Annotated in this window: 14 protein-coding genes; 9 read left to right on the top strand and 5 right to left on the bottom strand. The window is 71.1% G+C overall.

Going from position 1 to position 16,980, the window contains the following annotated elements; translation table 11 throughout:
- Nucleotides 1–267: 267 nt before the first annotated feature.
- The 7 genes from EIL87_RS03010 (at nt 268) to EIL87_RS02980 (ending at nt 8,962) form a co-directional block, all read left to right on the top strand.
- Complete coding sequence (locus EIL87_RS03010) at nt 268–1,761, top strand: sodium:solute symporter family protein (RefSeq protein WP_125088590.1); 1,494 nt, start codon at nt 268–270, stop codon at nt 1,759–1,761.
- Complete coding sequence (locus EIL87_RS03005; RefSeq protein ID WP_125088589.1) at nt 1,758–2,879, top strand: hypothetical protein; 1,122 nt, start codon at nt 1,758–1,760, stop codon at nt 2,877–2,879. The genes EIL87_RS03010 and EIL87_RS03005 overlap by 4 nt, the downstream gene beginning before the upstream one ends.
- 429 nt (nt 2,880–3,308) lie before the next feature.
- Entirely contained in the window at nt 3,309–5,636 is a 2,328-nt protein-coding gene (locus tag EIL87_RS03000; RefSeq protein WP_125088588.1) for a sensor histidine kinase, read from the top strand.
- Between the two features lie 37 nt (nt 5,637–5,673).
- A complete protein-coding gene (locus EIL87_RS02995; protein WP_125088587.1) occupies nt 5,674–6,090 on the top strand; it encodes a roadblock/LC7 domain-containing protein in 417 nt (138 codons plus the stop codon).
- Between the two features lie 2 nt (nt 6,091–6,092).
- Nucleotides 6,093–6,455, top strand: coding sequence for a DUF742 domain-containing protein (locus tag EIL87_RS02990; protein WP_125088586.1), 363 nt, complete (start codon nt 6,093–6,095; stop codon nt 6,453–6,455).
- Between the two features lie 94 nt (nt 6,456–6,549).
- Nucleotides 6,550–7,083 carry a GTP-binding protein gene (locus tag EIL87_RS02985; protein ID WP_267898796.1) on the top strand — a complete coding sequence of 178 codons (534 nt, stop codon included), beginning with the start codon at nt 6,550–6,552 and terminating at the stop codon, nt 7,081–7,083.
- Nucleotides 7,084–8,242: 1,159 nt separating this feature from the next.
- The gene (locus EIL87_RS02980) at nt 8,243–8,962 is read left to right on the top strand and encodes a hypothetical protein (RefSeq protein ID WP_125088585.1); all 720 of its coding nucleotides are present in this window, start codon (nt 8,243–8,245) and stop codon (nt 8,960–8,962) included.
- Nucleotides 8,963–9,011: 49 nt separating this feature from the next.
- On the opposite strand, the gene EIL87_RS02975 is transcribed toward EIL87_RS02980, so the two are convergent.
- The 4 genes from EIL87_RS02975 to EIL87_RS02960 form a co-directional block, all read right to left on the bottom strand.
- The gene (locus tag EIL87_RS02975) at nt 9,012–10,157 is read right to left on the bottom strand and encodes an LLM class flavin-dependent oxidoreductase (RefSeq protein ID WP_125088584.1); all 1,146 of its coding nucleotides are present in this window, start codon (nt 10,155–10,157) and stop codon (nt 9,012–9,014) included.
- A gap of 10 nt (nt 10,158–10,167) precedes the next feature.
- Nucleotides 10,168–11,181, bottom strand: coding sequence for an ABC transporter substrate-binding protein (locus tag EIL87_RS02970; protein ID WP_233575978.1), 1,014 nt, complete (start codon nt 11,179–11,181; stop codon nt 10,168–10,170).
- 392 nt (nt 11,182–11,573) lie between these two features.
- Nucleotides 11,574–12,890: an MFS transporter gene (locus EIL87_RS02965; RefSeq protein WP_125088583.1), complete on the bottom strand. Its 1,317-nt coding sequence runs from the start codon at nt 12,888–12,890 to the stop codon at nt 11,574–11,576.
- Nucleotides 12,891–12,994: 104 nt separating this feature from the next.
- Nucleotides 12,995–13,645 carry a TetR/AcrR family transcriptional regulator gene (locus EIL87_RS02960; protein WP_125088582.1) on the bottom strand — a complete coding sequence of 217 codons (651 nt, stop codon included), beginning with the start codon at nt 13,643–13,645 and terminating at the stop codon, nt 12,995–12,997.
- Nucleotides 13,646–13,762: 117 nt separating this feature from the next.
- Between EIL87_RS02960 and EIL87_RS02955 the strand changes: the two genes are divergently transcribed.
- Both EIL87_RS02955 and EIL87_RS02950 read left to right on the top strand, forming a co-directional pair.
- On the top strand, nt 13,763–14,605 hold the full coding sequence (locus tag EIL87_RS02955; RefSeq protein WP_125088581.1) for a shikimate dehydrogenase: 843 nt from the start codon (nt 13,763–13,765) through the stop codon (nt 14,603–14,605).
- On the top strand, nt 14,598–16,430 hold the full coding sequence (locus EIL87_RS02950) for a bifunctional sugar phosphate isomerase/epimerase/4-hydroxyphenylpyruvate dioxygenase family protein (protein WP_125088580.1): 1,833 nt from the start codon (nt 14,598–14,600) through the stop codon (nt 16,428–16,430). The genes EIL87_RS02955 and EIL87_RS02950 overlap by 8 nt, the downstream gene beginning before the upstream one ends.
- Nucleotides 16,431–16,671: 241 nt before the next feature.
- Here EIL87_RS02950 and EIL87_RS02945 read toward each other — a convergent pair whose 3' ends face one another.
- Nucleotides 16,672–16,962, bottom strand: coding sequence for an NINE protein (locus tag EIL87_RS02945; protein WP_125088579.1), 291 nt, complete (start codon nt 16,960–16,962; stop codon nt 16,672–16,674).
- Nucleotides 16,963–16,980 lie beyond the last annotated feature (18 nt).

The following is a 16,980-nucleotide window of genomic DNA, read 5'->3' as shown; positions in this document are numbered from 1 at the left end:
AGGATTTCCGGTTGCGTGCTGGGAGTGCGAACGCTGGTTGACACGTGATCGACGTCATACTAGCGTCCGGCTCCGGAACTTCACGAAACACGTTTCACCGTCGCGCGGCAGCACCAGCGCGACCGCTCGGCTCGTCGGGGAAGCGCTTTCCTCCAGGCGCGTCGAGGCACCACGCATCCGGCGCACGCGCCCGGGGCGACGACGATCCCGCAGCGAGCTCAACAGCAGCGGAGTTCATGAGTTCATCGGATGTGGAGGGGTGGACCGGTGCACGCGCTGGACTGGGTCATGGTCGTCGGGTACTTCGGCTTGATGGTCGGCATCGGCTGGTGGTCGCACCGGAAGGTCAAGAACGACAAGGACTTCTTCATCGCCGGTGGCCGGATGCCCTGGTGGCTGGCCGGGATCTCGCACCACATGTCCGGCTACAGCGCGGTGCTGTTCGTCGCCTACGCCGGAGTCGCCTACAGCCAAGGCGTCACCGTCTACTTCTGGGGTTTCGCCTCCATCGGCATCGGTGTGGCGATCGGCGCGTGGCTGTTCGCCGCGCGCTGGAACCAGCTTCGCGCGCAGTTCGGCGTGGCCTCGCCGCTGGAGTTCCTGGCCCGGCGCTTCAACATCCCGACCCAGCAGGCGCTGGCCTGGAGCGGTGCCTCGCTGAAGGTCTTCGACGTGGCCTCGAAGTGGTTCGCGGTGTCGATCCTGCTCGAGTCCTTCGCCGGTGTGCCGATCCTGGTGGGGATCCTGGTGACCGGCGGCGTCACGCTGCTGTACTGCACGGCCGGCGGGTTGTGGGCCGACGCGCTCACCGACTTCGGGCAGTTCGTGATCCAGGGCCTGGCGGGTGTCGTGATGATCTGGGCCGTGCTGTCCGCGCTCGGTGGCGTCTCGGGCCTGTGGACGATGTGGGACCGGCTGCCCGCGGGACACCTCTCACCGGTCACCGAGGACTACACGACGGTCTTCCTCCTGGTGTACGTGCTGGTGAAAACCCTGGAGTACAACGGAGGGATGTGGAACCTGGCGCAGCGCTACATGGCCGCGCCGGACAACCACGCGGCCCGGCGGGGAGCGCTGCTCTCCTCCGCGCTGTACCTGGTCTGGCCGCTGGTGCTGATGTTCCCGATGTTCGCGGCTCCGCTGTTCGTGCCGGGTCTGGAGGACCCGACGACCTCCTACGCCGCGATGACCGAGGAGCTGCTGCCCGCCGGGATGATCGGTCTGGTGCTGGCGGGCATGTTCTCGCACACCATGGCCATGGTCGCCTCCGACGCCAACGCGATCTCGGCGGTGATCACCCGCGACATGCTGCCGGTGCTGTGGCGCAAGGCCCGCGAGTTCGGTGAGGTGCAGCGGCTGCGCGCCGGCCGGATCGCGACCTTCGGCTTCATCGCGCTGAGCATGCTGGTCGCGACGCAGGCCGAGAGCCTCGGCGGTGTGCTCTCCATCGTGGTGTCGTGGGTCGCGGCCCTGATGGGACCGATCTCGGTGCCGCTGCTGCTGGGCATGCTGCCGTGGTTCCGCCGCTGCGGCGCCCGCGCGGCGCTGGTGTCGTGGGCCGGTGGGCTGCTCACCTACGCGGTGCTCCACTACGGCGTGGACGCCACCCAGACGGCCACCGTGGCCACACCGATCATGGTGTCACTGGTGCTGTTCGTCGGACTCGGCGCGGTCGCGTCGGAGCGGAGCGAGGAGGTCGACGAGATGCTCGACGTGCTGGACCGCGCCGCGAAGGAGAAGAGCGCGGCGGTCGCACGATGAGCGCCCGCGTCACCGGTTACGCCTACCCCTGGGACGTCCGGTCCGGTTTCACCGACCGGGTCGCGGACTCCGGGGTCGACGAGGTCGCCGTCGCGGTCGCCTACCACAGCGCCCGCGCGGCGACCCCGTTCGACGAGACCCGCAGCGCGGTGCTGGCCCGGCACGCGGCGCTCTACCGACCGGCGGGCGCCGGGTGGGGCAGGCTGCGCCCCGCCGAGCCGGACTGGGTCGGCCCGGACTGCGCCGGTGAGGCGGTCGCCGAGCTCAACCGCTGCGGCGTCGCGGCCGCCGCGTGGCTGGTGCTGACGCACAACTCGTTGCTGGGCGGGCGCTTCCCCGACGTCGCGGTGCGCAACTGCTTCGACGAGGTCTACCCGTGGGCGCTGTGCCCTTCGCACGCCGAGGTGCGGGACTACGCAGCGCGGCTCACCGAGGTCGGGCTGGGCGGGCTCGACGTGCGCTCGGTGGTGCTGGAGGCGTGCGGCCAGCTCGGTGCGGTGCACCAGCACCAGCACGAGAAGACCGACGCGGTCTGGTCGCCGGTCGCGGCCCGGTTGCTGTCGGTGTGCTGCTGCCCGGCGTGCGCGCGCAGCTGGACGGGTTTCGACGCCGAGGAGGTGCGCGAGCTGCTGCGCACCGAGGTCCGCCGGACCATCGCGAGCGGTGACCTGACCGCCACGACCGACGACCTGCCCGACGAGCTGCGCGCCGCTCTGCTGGCGGGCCGCCACGACGCGGCGGACCTGCTGCGCCGTGCGGTGCTGGACGCCGTGGGGCCAGGCCGCCGGGTGCTGCTGCACGGCAGCGCCGATGTCTGGGCCACAGGGGCGTTGCCGGGTCTGACCCCGAGCGCGGCGAGCGAGGTCGACGGTGTGGTCTTGCCGTGCTGGAGCTCGACCGGACCGGAGGAGGTCGCCGCCGCCGGGGCCACCGCCGCACGCGAGGTGGGCGCGTACGTGACGGCCGTCGGTCCGCAGGCCGGCGACCTCGCCGACCACGTGCGCCGGTTGCGCGCGGCCGGGGCGAGCGAGCTGCACCTGTACCACCTCGGGCTGGCTGGCCCGGCGCGGCTGCCGCTGCTGCGCGAGGCCGCCGACGAAGCAAGGCGCGTGTTCTGACGGTTCACCCGGTCGCCGAGAAGAAGAGGAGCGAAATGCGGCGACAATTCCGGAGAGTGATGTTCCCGGACTCCATTCGAGTGATCTAGCGGGGAATGCGGAAATCGAGAGCGCGCACCCGCCTCGCCATTTCCCACGGCTTCCGCGCGAGCCCGGTTCTCCGGGAAAAATCCCAGCAGAACCGTGGCCCGTCCAGCTGTGTTGTGGAGAACCCGCCAGCCTCCACGATTGAGCGAAGATCATCCGATAAGGTGCGCGCCGTATCGGGGGAACGCATTGTCGGGCCGCTGGGGTGAGCCCTGGCGTGGGCGGAAGACCATCGGTGGGAAGAACGTGGAAGTGACGATCCGAGACGACTCCTCATCCTCGCCAGGTCCCGGAAGACGACGTGCCGGAACCGCTTCGATCCGGTCGCGGCTGACCTGGGCGGTGTTCGTCCCGTGGGTCGTCGTGGCGGTGCTGTGGGCGGTGGGGTGCTCGCTGTTCGCGTTCGACGCGATCTTCTCCCGGCAGATCGCCACCAGCGTGCAGGAGATGTCGTTGCCCGCGGTCAACGCCCTGGACCAGGTGCAGCGCGAACGCCTCCGCAGCTTGGAGGTCCTCAACCGGCCCGGCACGCCCACCGCGGAGCTGCTCGGCCAGCAGCGCGCCACCGACGGCGCGCTGCAGCAGCTCGCCGAGAAGGCCGGCCCGGTGCTGGGATCGGCCCCAGACCACGTCGTCGAGCCGATGTACGAGCTCAACGGCCACTTCGAGCGGCTGCCCGGGATGCGCCACCGCATCGCCACCGGCGAGGTGAGCGTCGACGAGCTCAACGCCTTCTACGACGCGATGTTCGACACCGCGACGCGGCTCTTCGACATCCAGTCGCGGATCACGCCGGACCCCGAAGCGCGCCAGGGAGCGCTCGCGGCGGTGGCGCTGTTCCGCGCCTCGGACATGCTCTCCCGCGAATCGTCGGTGGTCGGCACGGCGCTGGCCAGGGAAGAACTGACCCCCGCCGAGCACCGGCAGCTCACCGGCCACATCGTCGGCCACCGCACCACCGTCGCGACCACCGCGACCACGTTGCTGCCGGAGGTGCGCCAGCGCTACGCGGCGATGACCGCCAACCCGGACTGGAAGCAGCTGGCCCTCGCCGAGGACCAGCTCATCGCGCACGGCCCGTTCGGTCCGGGCGATCGCCCGCAGCTGCGCGCCGAGGACTGGCGCCGGATGACCAACGACATCGGTGCCGAGATGTCGAACCTGGTCCGCACCCAGAGCGAGCTGGTCGCCGCCGGTGCCGTCAGCCGTGCGACCGGCACGCTGTGGACGGTGCTGCTCGGCGGCCTGGCAGCCCTGGCGATCTCGGTCGTCTCGTTCCTCTTCGCCCGCCGCGTGTACCGCGTGGTCGTCGACGACGCGCTGCTGACCCGGTTGCAGGGCTTGCGCACCGACTCGCTGGCCATGGCCGAACGGCTGCCCGACGTGGTTCGCAGGCTCCGCGAGGGCGAGGCGGTCGACGTCGACGCTGAGGTCGACGGCCTGAAGCACTACGGCAGCGACGAGGTCGGCGAGGTCGCCCACGCCATCCAGCTGTTCCAGCGGGAAGCGGTGCAGGCCGCCGTCGGCGAGGCCCGGGCCCGGCAGGGCGCGCGGGTGGTCTTCGTCGGCATGGCGCACCGCATCCAGCGGCTGCTGCGCAGCATGCACACCACGATCGACCAGCTGGAACGCGACGAGGGCAGCTCCCAGCAGCTGGCCACGCTGTTCGAGCTGGACAACTCCACCACCCGGGCCCGTCGCACGGTGGAGAACCTGCTGGTCCTCGGCGACCAGCAGCCCGGTCGCCGGTGGACCCGCCCGGTGGCGCTGATGGACGTGCTGCGGTCGGCGATCTCCGAGATCGACCAGTACTCGCGGGTGGTCATCGACCGCGTGCCGGACGTGATGCTGCACGGCGCCGCCGTGGGCGACACGATCCACCTGCTCTCCGAGCTGATCGACAACGCCACCGCGTTCTCCCCGCCGTCCACGCAGGTGCACGTGGGGGTCGACGAGGTCGCGCGCGGGATCGCGATCGACATCTCCGACCAGGGCCTGGGCATGGACCCCGAGACCCGGCGGAAGGCCAACGAGATGATGCACGAGCCTCCCGAGTTCGACCGGCTCGTGCTGGAGAACAACAAGGCCGAGCAGCTCGGCCTGTTCACCGCCGCCCGGCTGGCCTCGCGCCGCGAGATCTCCGTGGAGTTCGGTGCCTCCGCCTACGGCGGCGCGCGGGCCACCGTGCTGCTGCCGCACCGGATCCTGGACACCGGCCCCCGGCGCAGCGACGGCGACACCGCGCAGGTGCCGGTCGACGCCGTGCAGCGGCGCCACGACCTCGCCGGGAACCTGGAGGACTGGACCAGCGACGAGCCTCAGCCGATCAACGGTGCGCGAGCCGGACGAACGGCGGTGCCGCAACCGCGCGAGATGAGCTGGGATGGCAGGATGACCGACCAGCCCGCGACCGGCGCGGACGACACCTCGGCCGACGCGAGCACCGGGTCCGCAGCGGCGCTCGACGAACCCGCGCAGGACCAGGGACCCCAGCGCGAGGAGCAGAACCGTCCTGCCCTGCCGAAGCGGGTGCCGCAGACGCACCTGGCCGACGGGCTCCAGGACGATCCCGACGCCGAAGAGGCGGTGGTCGCCTCGCCGAGCAAGCTGGCGGGCTTCCGCCGCGCGTTCCGAGGCGGCGTCGACGAACGAGACAGCAGCGGCTCGTGAGCAGACCCGGACGATGAGCGAGTGCAGGTGAGGTGGCATGACCGAGAGGGCATCGAAACTGAGTTGGCTGCTGGACGACTTCGTGCGGGGAGTGCACGGAGCGGACCACGCCGTGGTCCTGTCCAACGACGGCCTGGTCATCGCCAAGTCGGCGGGGCTGAACCGGGACGCGGGGGACAAGCTGGCCGCCGCGGCGTCGAGCATGCGCAGCATCGGCAAGGGCGTGAGCAAGGACTTCGGCTGCGGCCAGGTCGCGCAGACCCACGTCGAGATGGAGCACGGCTTCCTGTTCGTCTCGGCGGCGGGCAGCGGCGCCTGCCTGGCGGTGCTGTCGGCCGCGGACACCGACATCGAGCTGGTCGCCTACGAGATGGGCCGGCTGATCACCCGTGTCGGCTCGTTCCTGTCGGCCGCGCCGCGGGAGCTGCACGGTGTGGCCGCGGAGAGGACCTGACCGTGGAGGAGGCGTGGTACGACGACGAAGCCGGCCCCATGGTCCGGCCGTACACGATCACGCGCGGTCGCACTCCCGGGCAGCACAAGCACCGGCTCGACACGGCGACCCAGGTGCTCACCGTCGAGCCGCAGCCCGAGGCTCCAGAGCTCGAGCTCACGCCCGAGCACCGCGCGATCCTGGAGGCCTGCCACCGACCCGTGTCGCTCGCCGAGCTCGCCGTGTCGCTGGGGCAGCCGATGGGCGTGGTCCGGGTGCTGTGCGGTGACCTGCTCGACCACGGTGCCGTCTTCGTGCGCACGCCTCGTACCGAAGTCAGCAGGGAGATCTTGGAGCAGGTGTACCGTGGGCTCAGCAGACTCTAGGGTGGCGGATCCGAAAGTCGTGTGGGAACCGGCTGTTCCGGCGCGGTCCGCCCGAGGTGCTGCGCAGGGCGGCGACGATCGGGCGCCGGTACCGGTGAAGCTCGTCGTGGCCGGTGGGTTCGGCGTCGGCAAGACGACGATGGTCGGTGCGGTCAGCGAGATCCCGCCGCTGACCACCGAAGAGGAGATGACCGTCGCCAGCGAGGGGGTCGACGACCTCCGCGGCGTCGACCGCAAGGAGACGACCACGGTCGCGCTGGACTTCGGCCGCATCACCATCTCCGACGAGGTCGTGCTGTACCTGTTCGGCGCACCGGGCCAGAACCGGTTCTGGCCGCTGTGGAACGACCTCGCGCTGGGCGCGGTCGGCGCGGTGGTCCTGGTGGACACCCGCAAGCTGCACGAAGCGTTCGCCTCGGTGGACTTCTTCGAGCGGCGCAGCATCCCGTTCGTGGTGGCGGTCAACGTCTTCGACGACGGGTACCGCTACGAACCCGAGGAAGTGCGCGACGCCCTGGTGGTCCCGTCCGAGGTGCCGATCGTCATCTGCGACGCCCGCGACCGGGAGCTGTGCAAGCAGGTGCTGCTCACGCTCGTCCGCCACGCCCTGGACCGCACCGCCGTGTGACGGCGCATCCACATAGGACTGCGTCCTGGCTCGGGCTCGCGGCGGCCGGTCGTTGATCTTGACGAGCACTACCGGGCGTGGGCGGCCCGCTCTGCGTCTGCCCGCGTCCTGCCACGGGAGCTCGACCCGGAGGTGCAGGCTCCGGTCGGTGTCGAGGGTGCAGGAGGCGGCGTGCAGCAGGACCTTCGCCGCGGCCCGCCCGGGCTGAACAGGTCCCCAGCCCCGCGCAGCCGGTCCACGGGCAGGTCCGGGCGCTCGGCGGAGGCGGGGTGTGGCGGCGACCAGGTTCCTGGCGGGCCGGGCACGTGCGGCAGGGTTGCGCGAGGAGCCGACGCGGTCGCTGACCTGCACGGAGTGTTCGACCGCTGGTGTGCCGTCGGCGAGGTCGACGGCTACAGCGGAAGCCGCGTCAGCGTCAGGTGACGAGCCTCTCCGATCACTTTCCTGGGACCCGGACCGGAACAGTCCGTTCTGCACGCTCGGCAGAACGCTTTCCCCACGCATTTCCGTCCGCTCGCCGCGCGTTCGGCAGCCCGTGCTCACCACGTTTCGATCACCAGCACCTCGAAATCCGCTGATCGGTCACCGAAATGAGGACGAGCGGGCACAGCGGCTTTTCTGATCTTCTCACTGGCGGAGTGCGCAGTTGATCTCCTCGCCGTTGCTGCGGGGTCGAAACCCGTTCGCCTGTAGGGCGAAGGGTGACGACGCCGCAGAGGAGTCATGGGCCCTGAGTGATCAACTCCTGATCGCGCATTCTCGGCGGGCCGGCCGAACGATCCACAGAGGACTGAGCATTTCCGCCGCGTGCAACCGCCTCCTTCCTACGGGTCCGCGAACATCCGCCAGTGCAATACCTGGTCACCCCGTGGAGTCCTCCGCATCGGCGCTGTGAGGGGGCCGGTGGGAACGGGGGGAAACCCGTCTGTGCGTATGATCTTCACCGGTCCGCGCGGCGGGCGGCGGCGAGACGCCGAACGCGTCCCGCGCCGGAACCGGCCGGGGCGGGGCCTGGGTCGCCCAGGTCTGCTTGGCCGGTCGATGATGGCGTACACAAGGCGTGATCGTGCCCGCTTGGCGCGGGTGCGGGTCGCGGGTCCGGAGGTCGTTCTCCGGTACACTTCCGCGGCCGGGCGCAGAGTGAAGGTGGAGAGTCTCGATGGCACGTGACGCGGACCACGACGATTCCGGCGGGGTCTCCGCGATCCTGGACCGGATCGACCCGTTCGCGTGGGTACCGATCATCGTGATGCTGGTACTCGCACTGGTGACGGCGCTGGTCCTGGACGTGCCGTTGCTCGGCCTGATCCTGCTGATCATGGCCCTGGCGATCTTCGGCTTCGACCTCTGGGTCAACAGCCGCAAGCAGGCGGGCAAGGCGCCGGTGCGGCTGCCTCGCCGCAGGCGGCGTGACGACGACGACTTCGACCTGGCCTTCGAGCACGAGGACCGCAGGCCCTCCCGCGCGGAGACCTCCTGGCCTGAGCGGGGCGCCCAGCCGCCCGCCGGCCGGCCGGGCGGACGCCCCGGTTCCGGGCAGGGCCGCCCCGGCGCCCCCGGGCAGGGACGTCCGGCCGGCCAGGGGCAGGGTCAGGGCCAGGGGCGTCCCGGCCCGCAGCCGCCCGGCGGTGGCCGTCCCGGAGCGCCCAACCAGGGGCGCCCGCCGGCCAACCCGCCGAACCAGGGCGGGCGCCCCCCGGCTCCGGGCCAAGGTCGTCCCGGTGGGCCGAACCAGGGGCGTCCGCAGGGCGCCCCGCCCGCGGGTCCGCCACCGGGAGCGGGTCGTCCGGGCGCGCAGCCTCCGGGTGGCCCCGGCCGCCCAGGCGCCCCCGGCGGTCGCCCGCCGCAGCGCCCGGCGCCCGGCAACAACCGCTACTGAGCACGAGGACGGCCCCGGCCACATGGCCGGGGCCGTCCTCGTCTCCAGGTCAGTGCGGTGCGACGGTCAGCTCGCGCGCAGCCGCGGACGGGTTCGAGCCGCGCAGGCCACGCCGGGCGAGCTCGGGGTGCACGCCCTCGCCGAACCAGTAGGCCTCCTCCAAGTGCGGGTAGCCCGACAGCACGAACTCGTCGATGCCCACCTCGTGGTACTCCTCGATGAGGTCGGCGACCTCCGAATGACTGCCCACCAGCGCGGTTCCGGCACCACCGCGCAGCAACCCGACACCGGCCCACAAGCCGGGGTGGACCTCCAGGTCACGGGCGCTGCTGGGCAGCGCGCCACCGTGCAGCTCGGCCATCTTCTGCTGGCCGACCGCTTCGGTCCGGGCGATCTTGGCCTGCGACGCGGCGACGTCGGCCGGGTCCATCTGCTCCAGGAACCGCTGCGCGGTGCCCCACGCCTCCGCGCTGGTGTCGCGGGTGATGACGTGCGCGCGCAAGCCGAACCGCAGCTCGCGGCCCTGCTCTGCGGCCAGCTCGCGCAGTCGCTGCACCTTGCGGCTCACCGCGCTCGGCGGCTCGCCCCAGGTCAGGTGCACGTCGGCGCGGCGCGCGGCCACCGGGAGCGCCGCGTCCGACGATCCCCCGAAGTACAGCGGCGGTGCCGGGTCCGGCGGCTCGAACGACGTCGCTCCGCGCACGCTGTAGTGCTCTCCGTCGAAGTCGACGGGCCCGCCCGCGAAGATGCCGCGCAAGACGGCCAGGAACTCGTCGGTGCGCGCGTAGCGCTCGTCGTGGTCGAGCCAGTCGCCGTAGCGCTGCTGCTCGGTCGACTCCCCGCCGGTGACGATGTTGAGCAGCAGACGGCCCTCGGAAACCTTCTGGTAGGTGCTCGCGAGCTGCGCCGCGAGCGTCGGGGACAGCGAGCCCGGGCGGAAGGCGACCAAGAACTTGATCCGCTTGGTGCGCGCCAGCAGCGCTGCCGTGGTGATCCAGGCGTCCTGGCACCAGCTGCCGGTGGGCGTGAGCATCCCGGTGAAGCCGAGCCCTTCGACGGCTTGGGCGACCTGCGCGAGGTAGTCGATGTCGGGGCGGCGTGGTGTGTCGGCGCCCGTCGGCGTGGTGTGCGGGCGGTCGACGACCGACCGGCCGTCACCGTGCGTCGGCAGGAACCAGTGGGTGGTGATGGGCATGGCGCGTCCTCTAGGCGGTGGCGAGCTGGGTCGCGAAGCGGTTGTCGACGAACTCGGCGAAGTCGAACCTGCGCGGGATCTCCTCGGCCGCGACGAAGGCGTCGGCCAGTTCCTGCTCGGACCGGATGACCCGGTCGTCGAGCGGGACCGGCAGGTCCGGGCCGAGTTCGGTGGCCCTGCGGGTGACCTCGATCGGCAACCCGGTGTCCTCCGACCAGGCCCGGGCGCGCTCCTCGCGGTGGGCGTGGGCGAATCGGTTGGCCTTGGCCAGCCGGGTCAGGTAGTCGGCGATCGCCGAGTTGCGGTGGGCGTCGGCCAGCGCCGCGGTGCTCGCGACCTGGAAGCTGTAGCCGTTCGCCCCGCCACCGCGCCCGTCGGCGAGGGACCGCGCACCGGCTTCGAGCTGGACCTGCGAGAAGTAGGGGTCCCAGATCGCCCAGGCGTCCACCGATCCCTGCTTGAACGCGCCGAGCGCGTCGGCGGGCTGCAGGAAGACGAGTTCGACGTCGTCGGGGGTGAGACCGACGGCGGCGAGGGTCTGCAGGATCTGGCCGTGCGCGGAACTGCCCTTGGAGACCGCGATCGTGCGGCCGCGCAACTGCTCCCGCGACCGCAGCGGTGAGTTCGGCAGCACGACCAGGGCGTCGCTGGTCACGTTGCCCTGCGAGGCGGCGACGATCTTGATGTCGGCCTTGGCGGCTGCGGCGAACAGCGGGGGAGTGTTGCCGGTGCCGCCGATGTCGATGGCGTCGGCCGACAGCGCTTCCAGCAGCGGAGGGCCGGAGGTGAAGGTGGCCCACTGGACCCGGTACGGGAAGTCGTCCAGCCCGGCCGAGCGCAGCAGCGACTGGGACGCTCCCTTCTGGTCACCGACCCGCAAGGTCACCCCGGCGAGCTGGTCGGTGGGCACCGGTGGTGGCACGGGTGCGGACTCGGCGTCACCTCCGCTGCCTCCCGAGCACGCGGCGAGCAGCCCGGCGGCCGAGCCGGCTGCGAACAAGGACAGGAATTGACGACGGTGCAAGGCTTTCCACTCCATCTGCCGGGGCGCGACGGATCACCCCGCACGACGGGACGTCAGCGGGTGCGCGCGAGGAACCGGTCAGCTCCCCGTCTCGGGGAAGACCGGGTGTGAAGGACGTCGACCACCGCGGTCCCGCAGAGGACCGCGCGGAGTCGCGAAGGGCTCGTCAGTGAGCCGGACAGGTGGAGCTGGCCTGCCGTCGCAGATCGACGTGCAGCCGCCAGGAGAAGGCGTTCCTGATGAACACGCCACGGATGTTGGCAGCGCGTCACGCGGAGGTCAACGCTCGACCTCGTGCTCCCACGGAGCGAGATCCGGTGCGTGCGAACGGGAAAACCCCGGCCGCGGTGGATGAGGTCTCCACTGCGACCGGGGTGGGGGGAGGGGAGGTGTCAGACCGCGGCCGGGGTCTTGCGCAGGCCCAGCTCCGGGGTCGGGACGTCGCGGGTCTCGCGGCCGGAGGCGACGGCGATGATGCTCAGCGCGCACAGACCGGCCGTGAACAGGGCGACGTAGACCCAGCCGTCGGCTCCACCGCCGATGGCCTCGGCGATGGTGGGGGAGAACCCGGCCAGCGCGAACCCGATCTGAGTGCCCACGGCCATGCCGGACAGCCGCACCTTCGCCGGGAACATCTCGCCGTAGAAGGCGGGCCAGATCCCGTTGGTGGCGCTGTAGACCACGCCGAACAGCAGGATGCCGGAGGTGAAGATGAGCGCCCAGTTGCCCGTCGACAGCGACCACAGGTAACCGAACATCAGGACGGCGCACCCTGCCGAACCGCCGATGAACACCGGCTTGCGGCCGATCCGGTCCGCCAGGGCCGCCCACATCGGGATCGCCGCCAGCGCGACGACGTTGGCCAGCACGCCCACCCACAGGATCGGCGTTTTGGCCAGGCCCACGGTGTTGACCGCGTAGCTGAGCGCGTAGACGGTGAAGATGGTGCTCACTGCGGCGATCACGGAGGCGACGACCACCCGCAGCACACCGGCCCAGTGGTCGCGGAACAGCGGCAGCAGCGGGGTCTTCTCGCGCTTGGTCTCGGCGACCTCCTCGACGAACACGGGGGTTTCGTCGAGCTTGCTGCGGATCACCAGAGCGACGACGACCACGATCGCGCTGAGCCAGAACGGCACCCGCCAGCCCCACGTGATGAGGTGCTCCTCCGGCAGCGCTGCCACCGGCAGGAACACCGCGGTGGCCAGGATCTGCCCGGCTTGGGTGCCGCTGAGGGTGAAGCTGGTGTAGTACGCGCGCCGGTGCGCGGGGGCGTGCTCCAGCGACATCGAGTTCGCGCCGGCCTGCTCACCGGCTGCGGAGAACCCTTGCAGCAGGCGCAGAGCGACCAGCAGCGCCGGTGCGGCCACGCCGATCTGGTCGTAGGTGGGCAGGCACCCGACCAGGACCGTGCAGATCCCCATCAGCAGGACGGTGGCGACGAGCACGCGCTTGCGGCCGAAGGCGTCGCCGATGTGGCCGAGGACGAACGCGCCGATCGGCCGTGCCAGGTAGCCGACGCCGAAGGAGGCCAGTGCCAGCAGGGTGCCGGTCGTCGGGTCGGAGGTGGGGAAGAAGATCTTGTTGAAGACCAGGGCGGCGGCGGTGCCGTAGATGAAGAAGTCGTAGTACTCGAGTGCGCTTCCGATCCACGCGGCGATCGCGGCCTTGCGCGGTTTGCCCTGGGTGGCTCTGGGGCCGTCGGTCACTGTCTGCTCCGGGAAGTCCGTGCACCGTTGCGCGGTGACTTATGAACCATCTAGTTAGTTCTCAAGACTGTGAAGCGCCCGTGCACGCGTGTCAAGGGTGCGTTCTACGTTCGTGACAGGAAGTCGAGGACCATGTCGCCGAGCATGCGCCGGTAGTGGTCACGCCGTTGCGGGTCGAGCAGGTCGCGCTGGAAGATCGCCTGGAACGTGTAGCGGTTGGCGGTGCGGAACACGCAGAACGAGCTGATCATCATGTGCACGTCCAGCGCGTCGACGTCGTCGCGGAACTGGCCGGCCTCCCGCCCGCGCCGCAGCACGCCCTCCAGGACCTCCACCGCGGGCCCGGCCAGCCCGGGCAGCAGGTCGGACTTGGTCAGGTGCTCGGCGCGGTGGATGTTCTCGATGCTGACCAGCCGCAGGAAGTCCGGGTGCGACTCGTGGTGGTCGAAGGTCAGCTCGGCGAGCTTGCGGATCGCCTCGGCCGGTTCGAGCGCCTCGACGTCCACCTGGCTCTCCAGCCCGCGGATGACCGAGTACGCGTTCTCCAGCGCGGCGAGGTAGAGCTGTTCCTTGCCGGAGAAGTAGTAGTAGATCATCCGCTTGGTGGTGCTGGTGCGAGCCGCGATCTCGTCCACCCTGGCGCCTGCGTAGCCCTTGTCGGCGAACTCCTCGGTGGCCACCCGCAGGATCTCGGCGCGGGTCCGGTCGGCGTCGCGCTGCTTGATCGCTCCGGTGTCGGACGTCGGTGCGGCCACGATGCTCCCCTGCGGTTGTTGCACTTCACGGCCACTCTAATGCACGGGCTCTTCCGGCCCGGCGCTTCGTGTGCCTACTATTAACTAGCTAGTTCGTTACTTGATGGGGAGTGCGGAGTGCACGACGGCTACCTGGTGGGGCTCATCGGATCGGGCATCGGCCCGTCGCTGAGCCCGGCGTTGCACGAGCGGGAGGCCGCCGAGCTCGGCCTCGACTACCGCTACGAGCGGTGGGACCTCGACGAGATCGAGGTGCCGCCGAGCGCCGTCGGGCACCTGCTGGCCCGCGCTCGCGCGCAGGGCTACCGGGGGCTGAACATCACACACCCCTGCAAGCAGCTCGTGCTCGACCACCTCGACGAGGTCGACGAGGACGCAGCGGCCCTGGGCGCGGTCAACACCGTCGTCTTCGACGGCGGTCGCGCCCTCGGGCACAACACCGACCACTCCGGGTTCGCCCGCAGCCTCCAGCGCGGACTGCCCGACGTCGAACTGGACCGGGTGCTGCTGCTCGGCGCCGGCGGCGCCGGGGCAGCGGTGGCGCACGCGTTGCTGCGGCTGGGTGCGGGGGAAGTGCGGATCGTCGACGTCGACACCGACCGCGCCGCCGCGCTGGCCTTCTCCCTGCCCGAGCGCGCCGTGGTCGGCGGCGACCTCGCCGAGGAACTGGAGAAGGCGGACGGTCTCGTGCACGCCACGCCGACAGGCATGGCAGCCCACCCGGGCCTGCCGGTGCCGGTCGAGCTGCTGCGCCCGCAGCTGTGGGTCGCCGACGTCGTCTACCGGCCCCTGGAGACCGAACTCGTGGTGACCGCGCGTCGCAACGGCTGCCGGGTGCTCGACGGTGGTGGCATGGCGGTCTTCCAAGCGGTGGACGCCTTCCGCTTGTTCACCGGACTGGAACCGGACGCCGAGCGGATGCTGCGGCACTTCGCCGAACTGGAGGGAGCGCATGTCTGAGCCACGACGGTCCATCGCCACCGTCTGCCTGTCGGGCACCGTGGAGGACAAGCTCGTCGCCGCCGCTGCCGCCGGTTTCGACGGCGTGGAGATCTTCGAGAACGACCTGATCGCTTCGGCCGCCTCGCCCGCCGAGATCGGTGCGCACTGCCGCGAGCTGGGCCTGTCGGTCGACCTATACCAGCCCTTCCGCGACTTCGAAGCGGTTCCGCCCGCGCGGTTGCGGGAGAACCTGCGCCGCGCCGAGCGCAAGTTCGACGTCATGGAGCAGTTGGGCACCGACCTGGTCCTGGTGTGCTCGACGGTGTCCCCGGAGGCCGTCGACGACGACGAACTGGCCGCCGAGCATTTGCGCACCCTCGCCGAGCACGCCCAGGCGCGCGGCATGCGGGTCGCCTACGAGGCGCTGGCCTGGGGCCGCTTCGTCAACACCTACGAGCACTCGTGGCGGATCGTGCGCCGCGCCGACCACCCCGCGCTGGGGCTCTGCCTGGACTCCTTCCACGTGCTCTCCCGCGACGGCGATCCCGCGCTCATCCGCACCATCCCCGGCGAGAAGTTGTTCTACCTGCAGCTCGCCGACGCGCCGAAGCTGGACATGGACGTGCTGCAGTGGAGCCGTCACCACCGACTGTTCCCCGGGCAGGGCTCGTTCGACCTGACGACCTTCGCGGGCAACGTCCTCGAGGCCGGCTACACCGGTCCGCTGTCGCTGGAGGTGTTCAACGACGTCTTCCGGCAGGCGGACCCGAAACCCGCTGCAGTGGACGCGATGCGCTCGCTGCGGTTGCTCGAGGAGCAGCTCGGGATCCCGGTCGCCGAACCCGCCCCCGAGCTCAACGGCTACGCCTTCGCCGAACTCCTCGCCGACCCCGCCACCGCCACCGGGCTCGCCGACGGCCTGGCCGCGCTGGGTTTCGTCGAAACCGGGGAGCACCGCAGCAAAGCGGTGCACCGCTGGGAGCAGGGCGGTGCGCGGGTGCTGATCAACAGTTCCGCCTCCGAACCGGACACCGCCGAGATCGGCGCACTGGCGGTGGAGAGCGCCGACCCGCTGCGCTCGGCCCGGCGAGCCGAGGCGATGAGCTCGCCGATCCTGCCGCGCGAGCGCGGTCCGCAGGAAGCAGGCCTGGCCTCGGTCGCCGCGCCCGACGGGACCGGCGTGTTCTTCTGCGACACCTCAGCACCCGACGGCTGGCTCTCCGACTTCCGCGACTCCGCGACTCCGCCCGAGGGGCTGATCACCGGCATCGACCACGTGTCGCTGACCCAGCCGTTCGACCACTTCGACGAGGCGGCGCTGTTCTGCCGCTCGGTGCTCGGCCTCGAACCGGAGGAGGTGACCGAGTACGCGGCTCCCTTCGGGATGGTCCGCAACCGCGGCATGGTCGACGCCACCTGCTCGGTGCGCATCGCCCTCAACGGCACCCTGGTGCGGCGCGGCGAGTGGGCCCCGGCCGTCCGCGACCCGCAGCACATCGCCTTCACCTGCACCGACGTGCTCGCGATGGCCGAACGGCTGCGCGCGTCCGGTGCTCCTGTGCTGCCGATCCCGGACAACTACTACGACGACCTCGACGCCCGCTTCGCACTCGACCCCGAGCTGCTGGCCTCGCTTCGGCGGGGATCGGTGCTCTACGACCGCGACGCCGGCGGGGAGTTCCTGCACGTGGTCACCGAGCTGTTCGGCTCCCGGGTGTTCCTCGAGCTCGTGCAACGCGTCGGCGACTACGCGGGGTACGGCGTCGCCAACGCCCCGGTCCGCATGGCCGCCCACCGCAGGCAGCGCATGGCCGCCTCCCAGCCCACGACCCCGCCCGCCTGACCCGAACGCCCTGCCGCCCCGGCTCGCGGACCGCCCGGTCCGCGCCGGGTCCTTCGGGAGCCGAACGACATTTCGCGCGTGATGTCGTGGGCCTGCGCAAGGGTCGTCCTGGAGGCGGCCTTCGGGGCCGGGATGGGACCCCGGAGGCGGCTGGTTGCGGTGTGGTGCGGTCGGCGGTGGAGGCGTGTTCCGGGCTTTCGCCTCGGGTTCCGTTGCCGGCATCGCGGCTCCGCACCGCGACTCAGACGGTGAGCGTCGTGTCGGTGCTGAGCCGCTGAACGAGGTCGAGGTTCCACTCGACGACGTAGCGGTGCAGCAGGAACGCGTCGACGACGACCCACACCAGCGTCACCGGCAAGCCGACGAGCGTGAGGGTGAGCACCAACTGCGCGATGCCGGGTCCCTCGCGGTCGACGTAGAACCGGTGCACGCCGAACACGCCGAAGACGGCGAGCATGAGGTAGGCGGCCACGGGCGAGCGGGCCTGCGCCTGGTAGCGCATCAGCTGTTGGCTGTCGAGCGAGATCGTCATCGTTGGCCCCCTGGGACT

Origin of the sequence: Saccharopolyspora rhizosphaerae (assembly GCF_003931915.1) — a bacterium.
Taxonomy (GTDB): Bacteria; Actinomycetota; Actinomycetes; order Mycobacteriales; family Pseudonocardiaceae; genus Saccharopolyspora; species Saccharopolyspora rhizosphaerae.
Note: the sequence above shows the minus strand (reverse complement) of the source record. Positions and strands in the feature narration are given on the sequence as shown.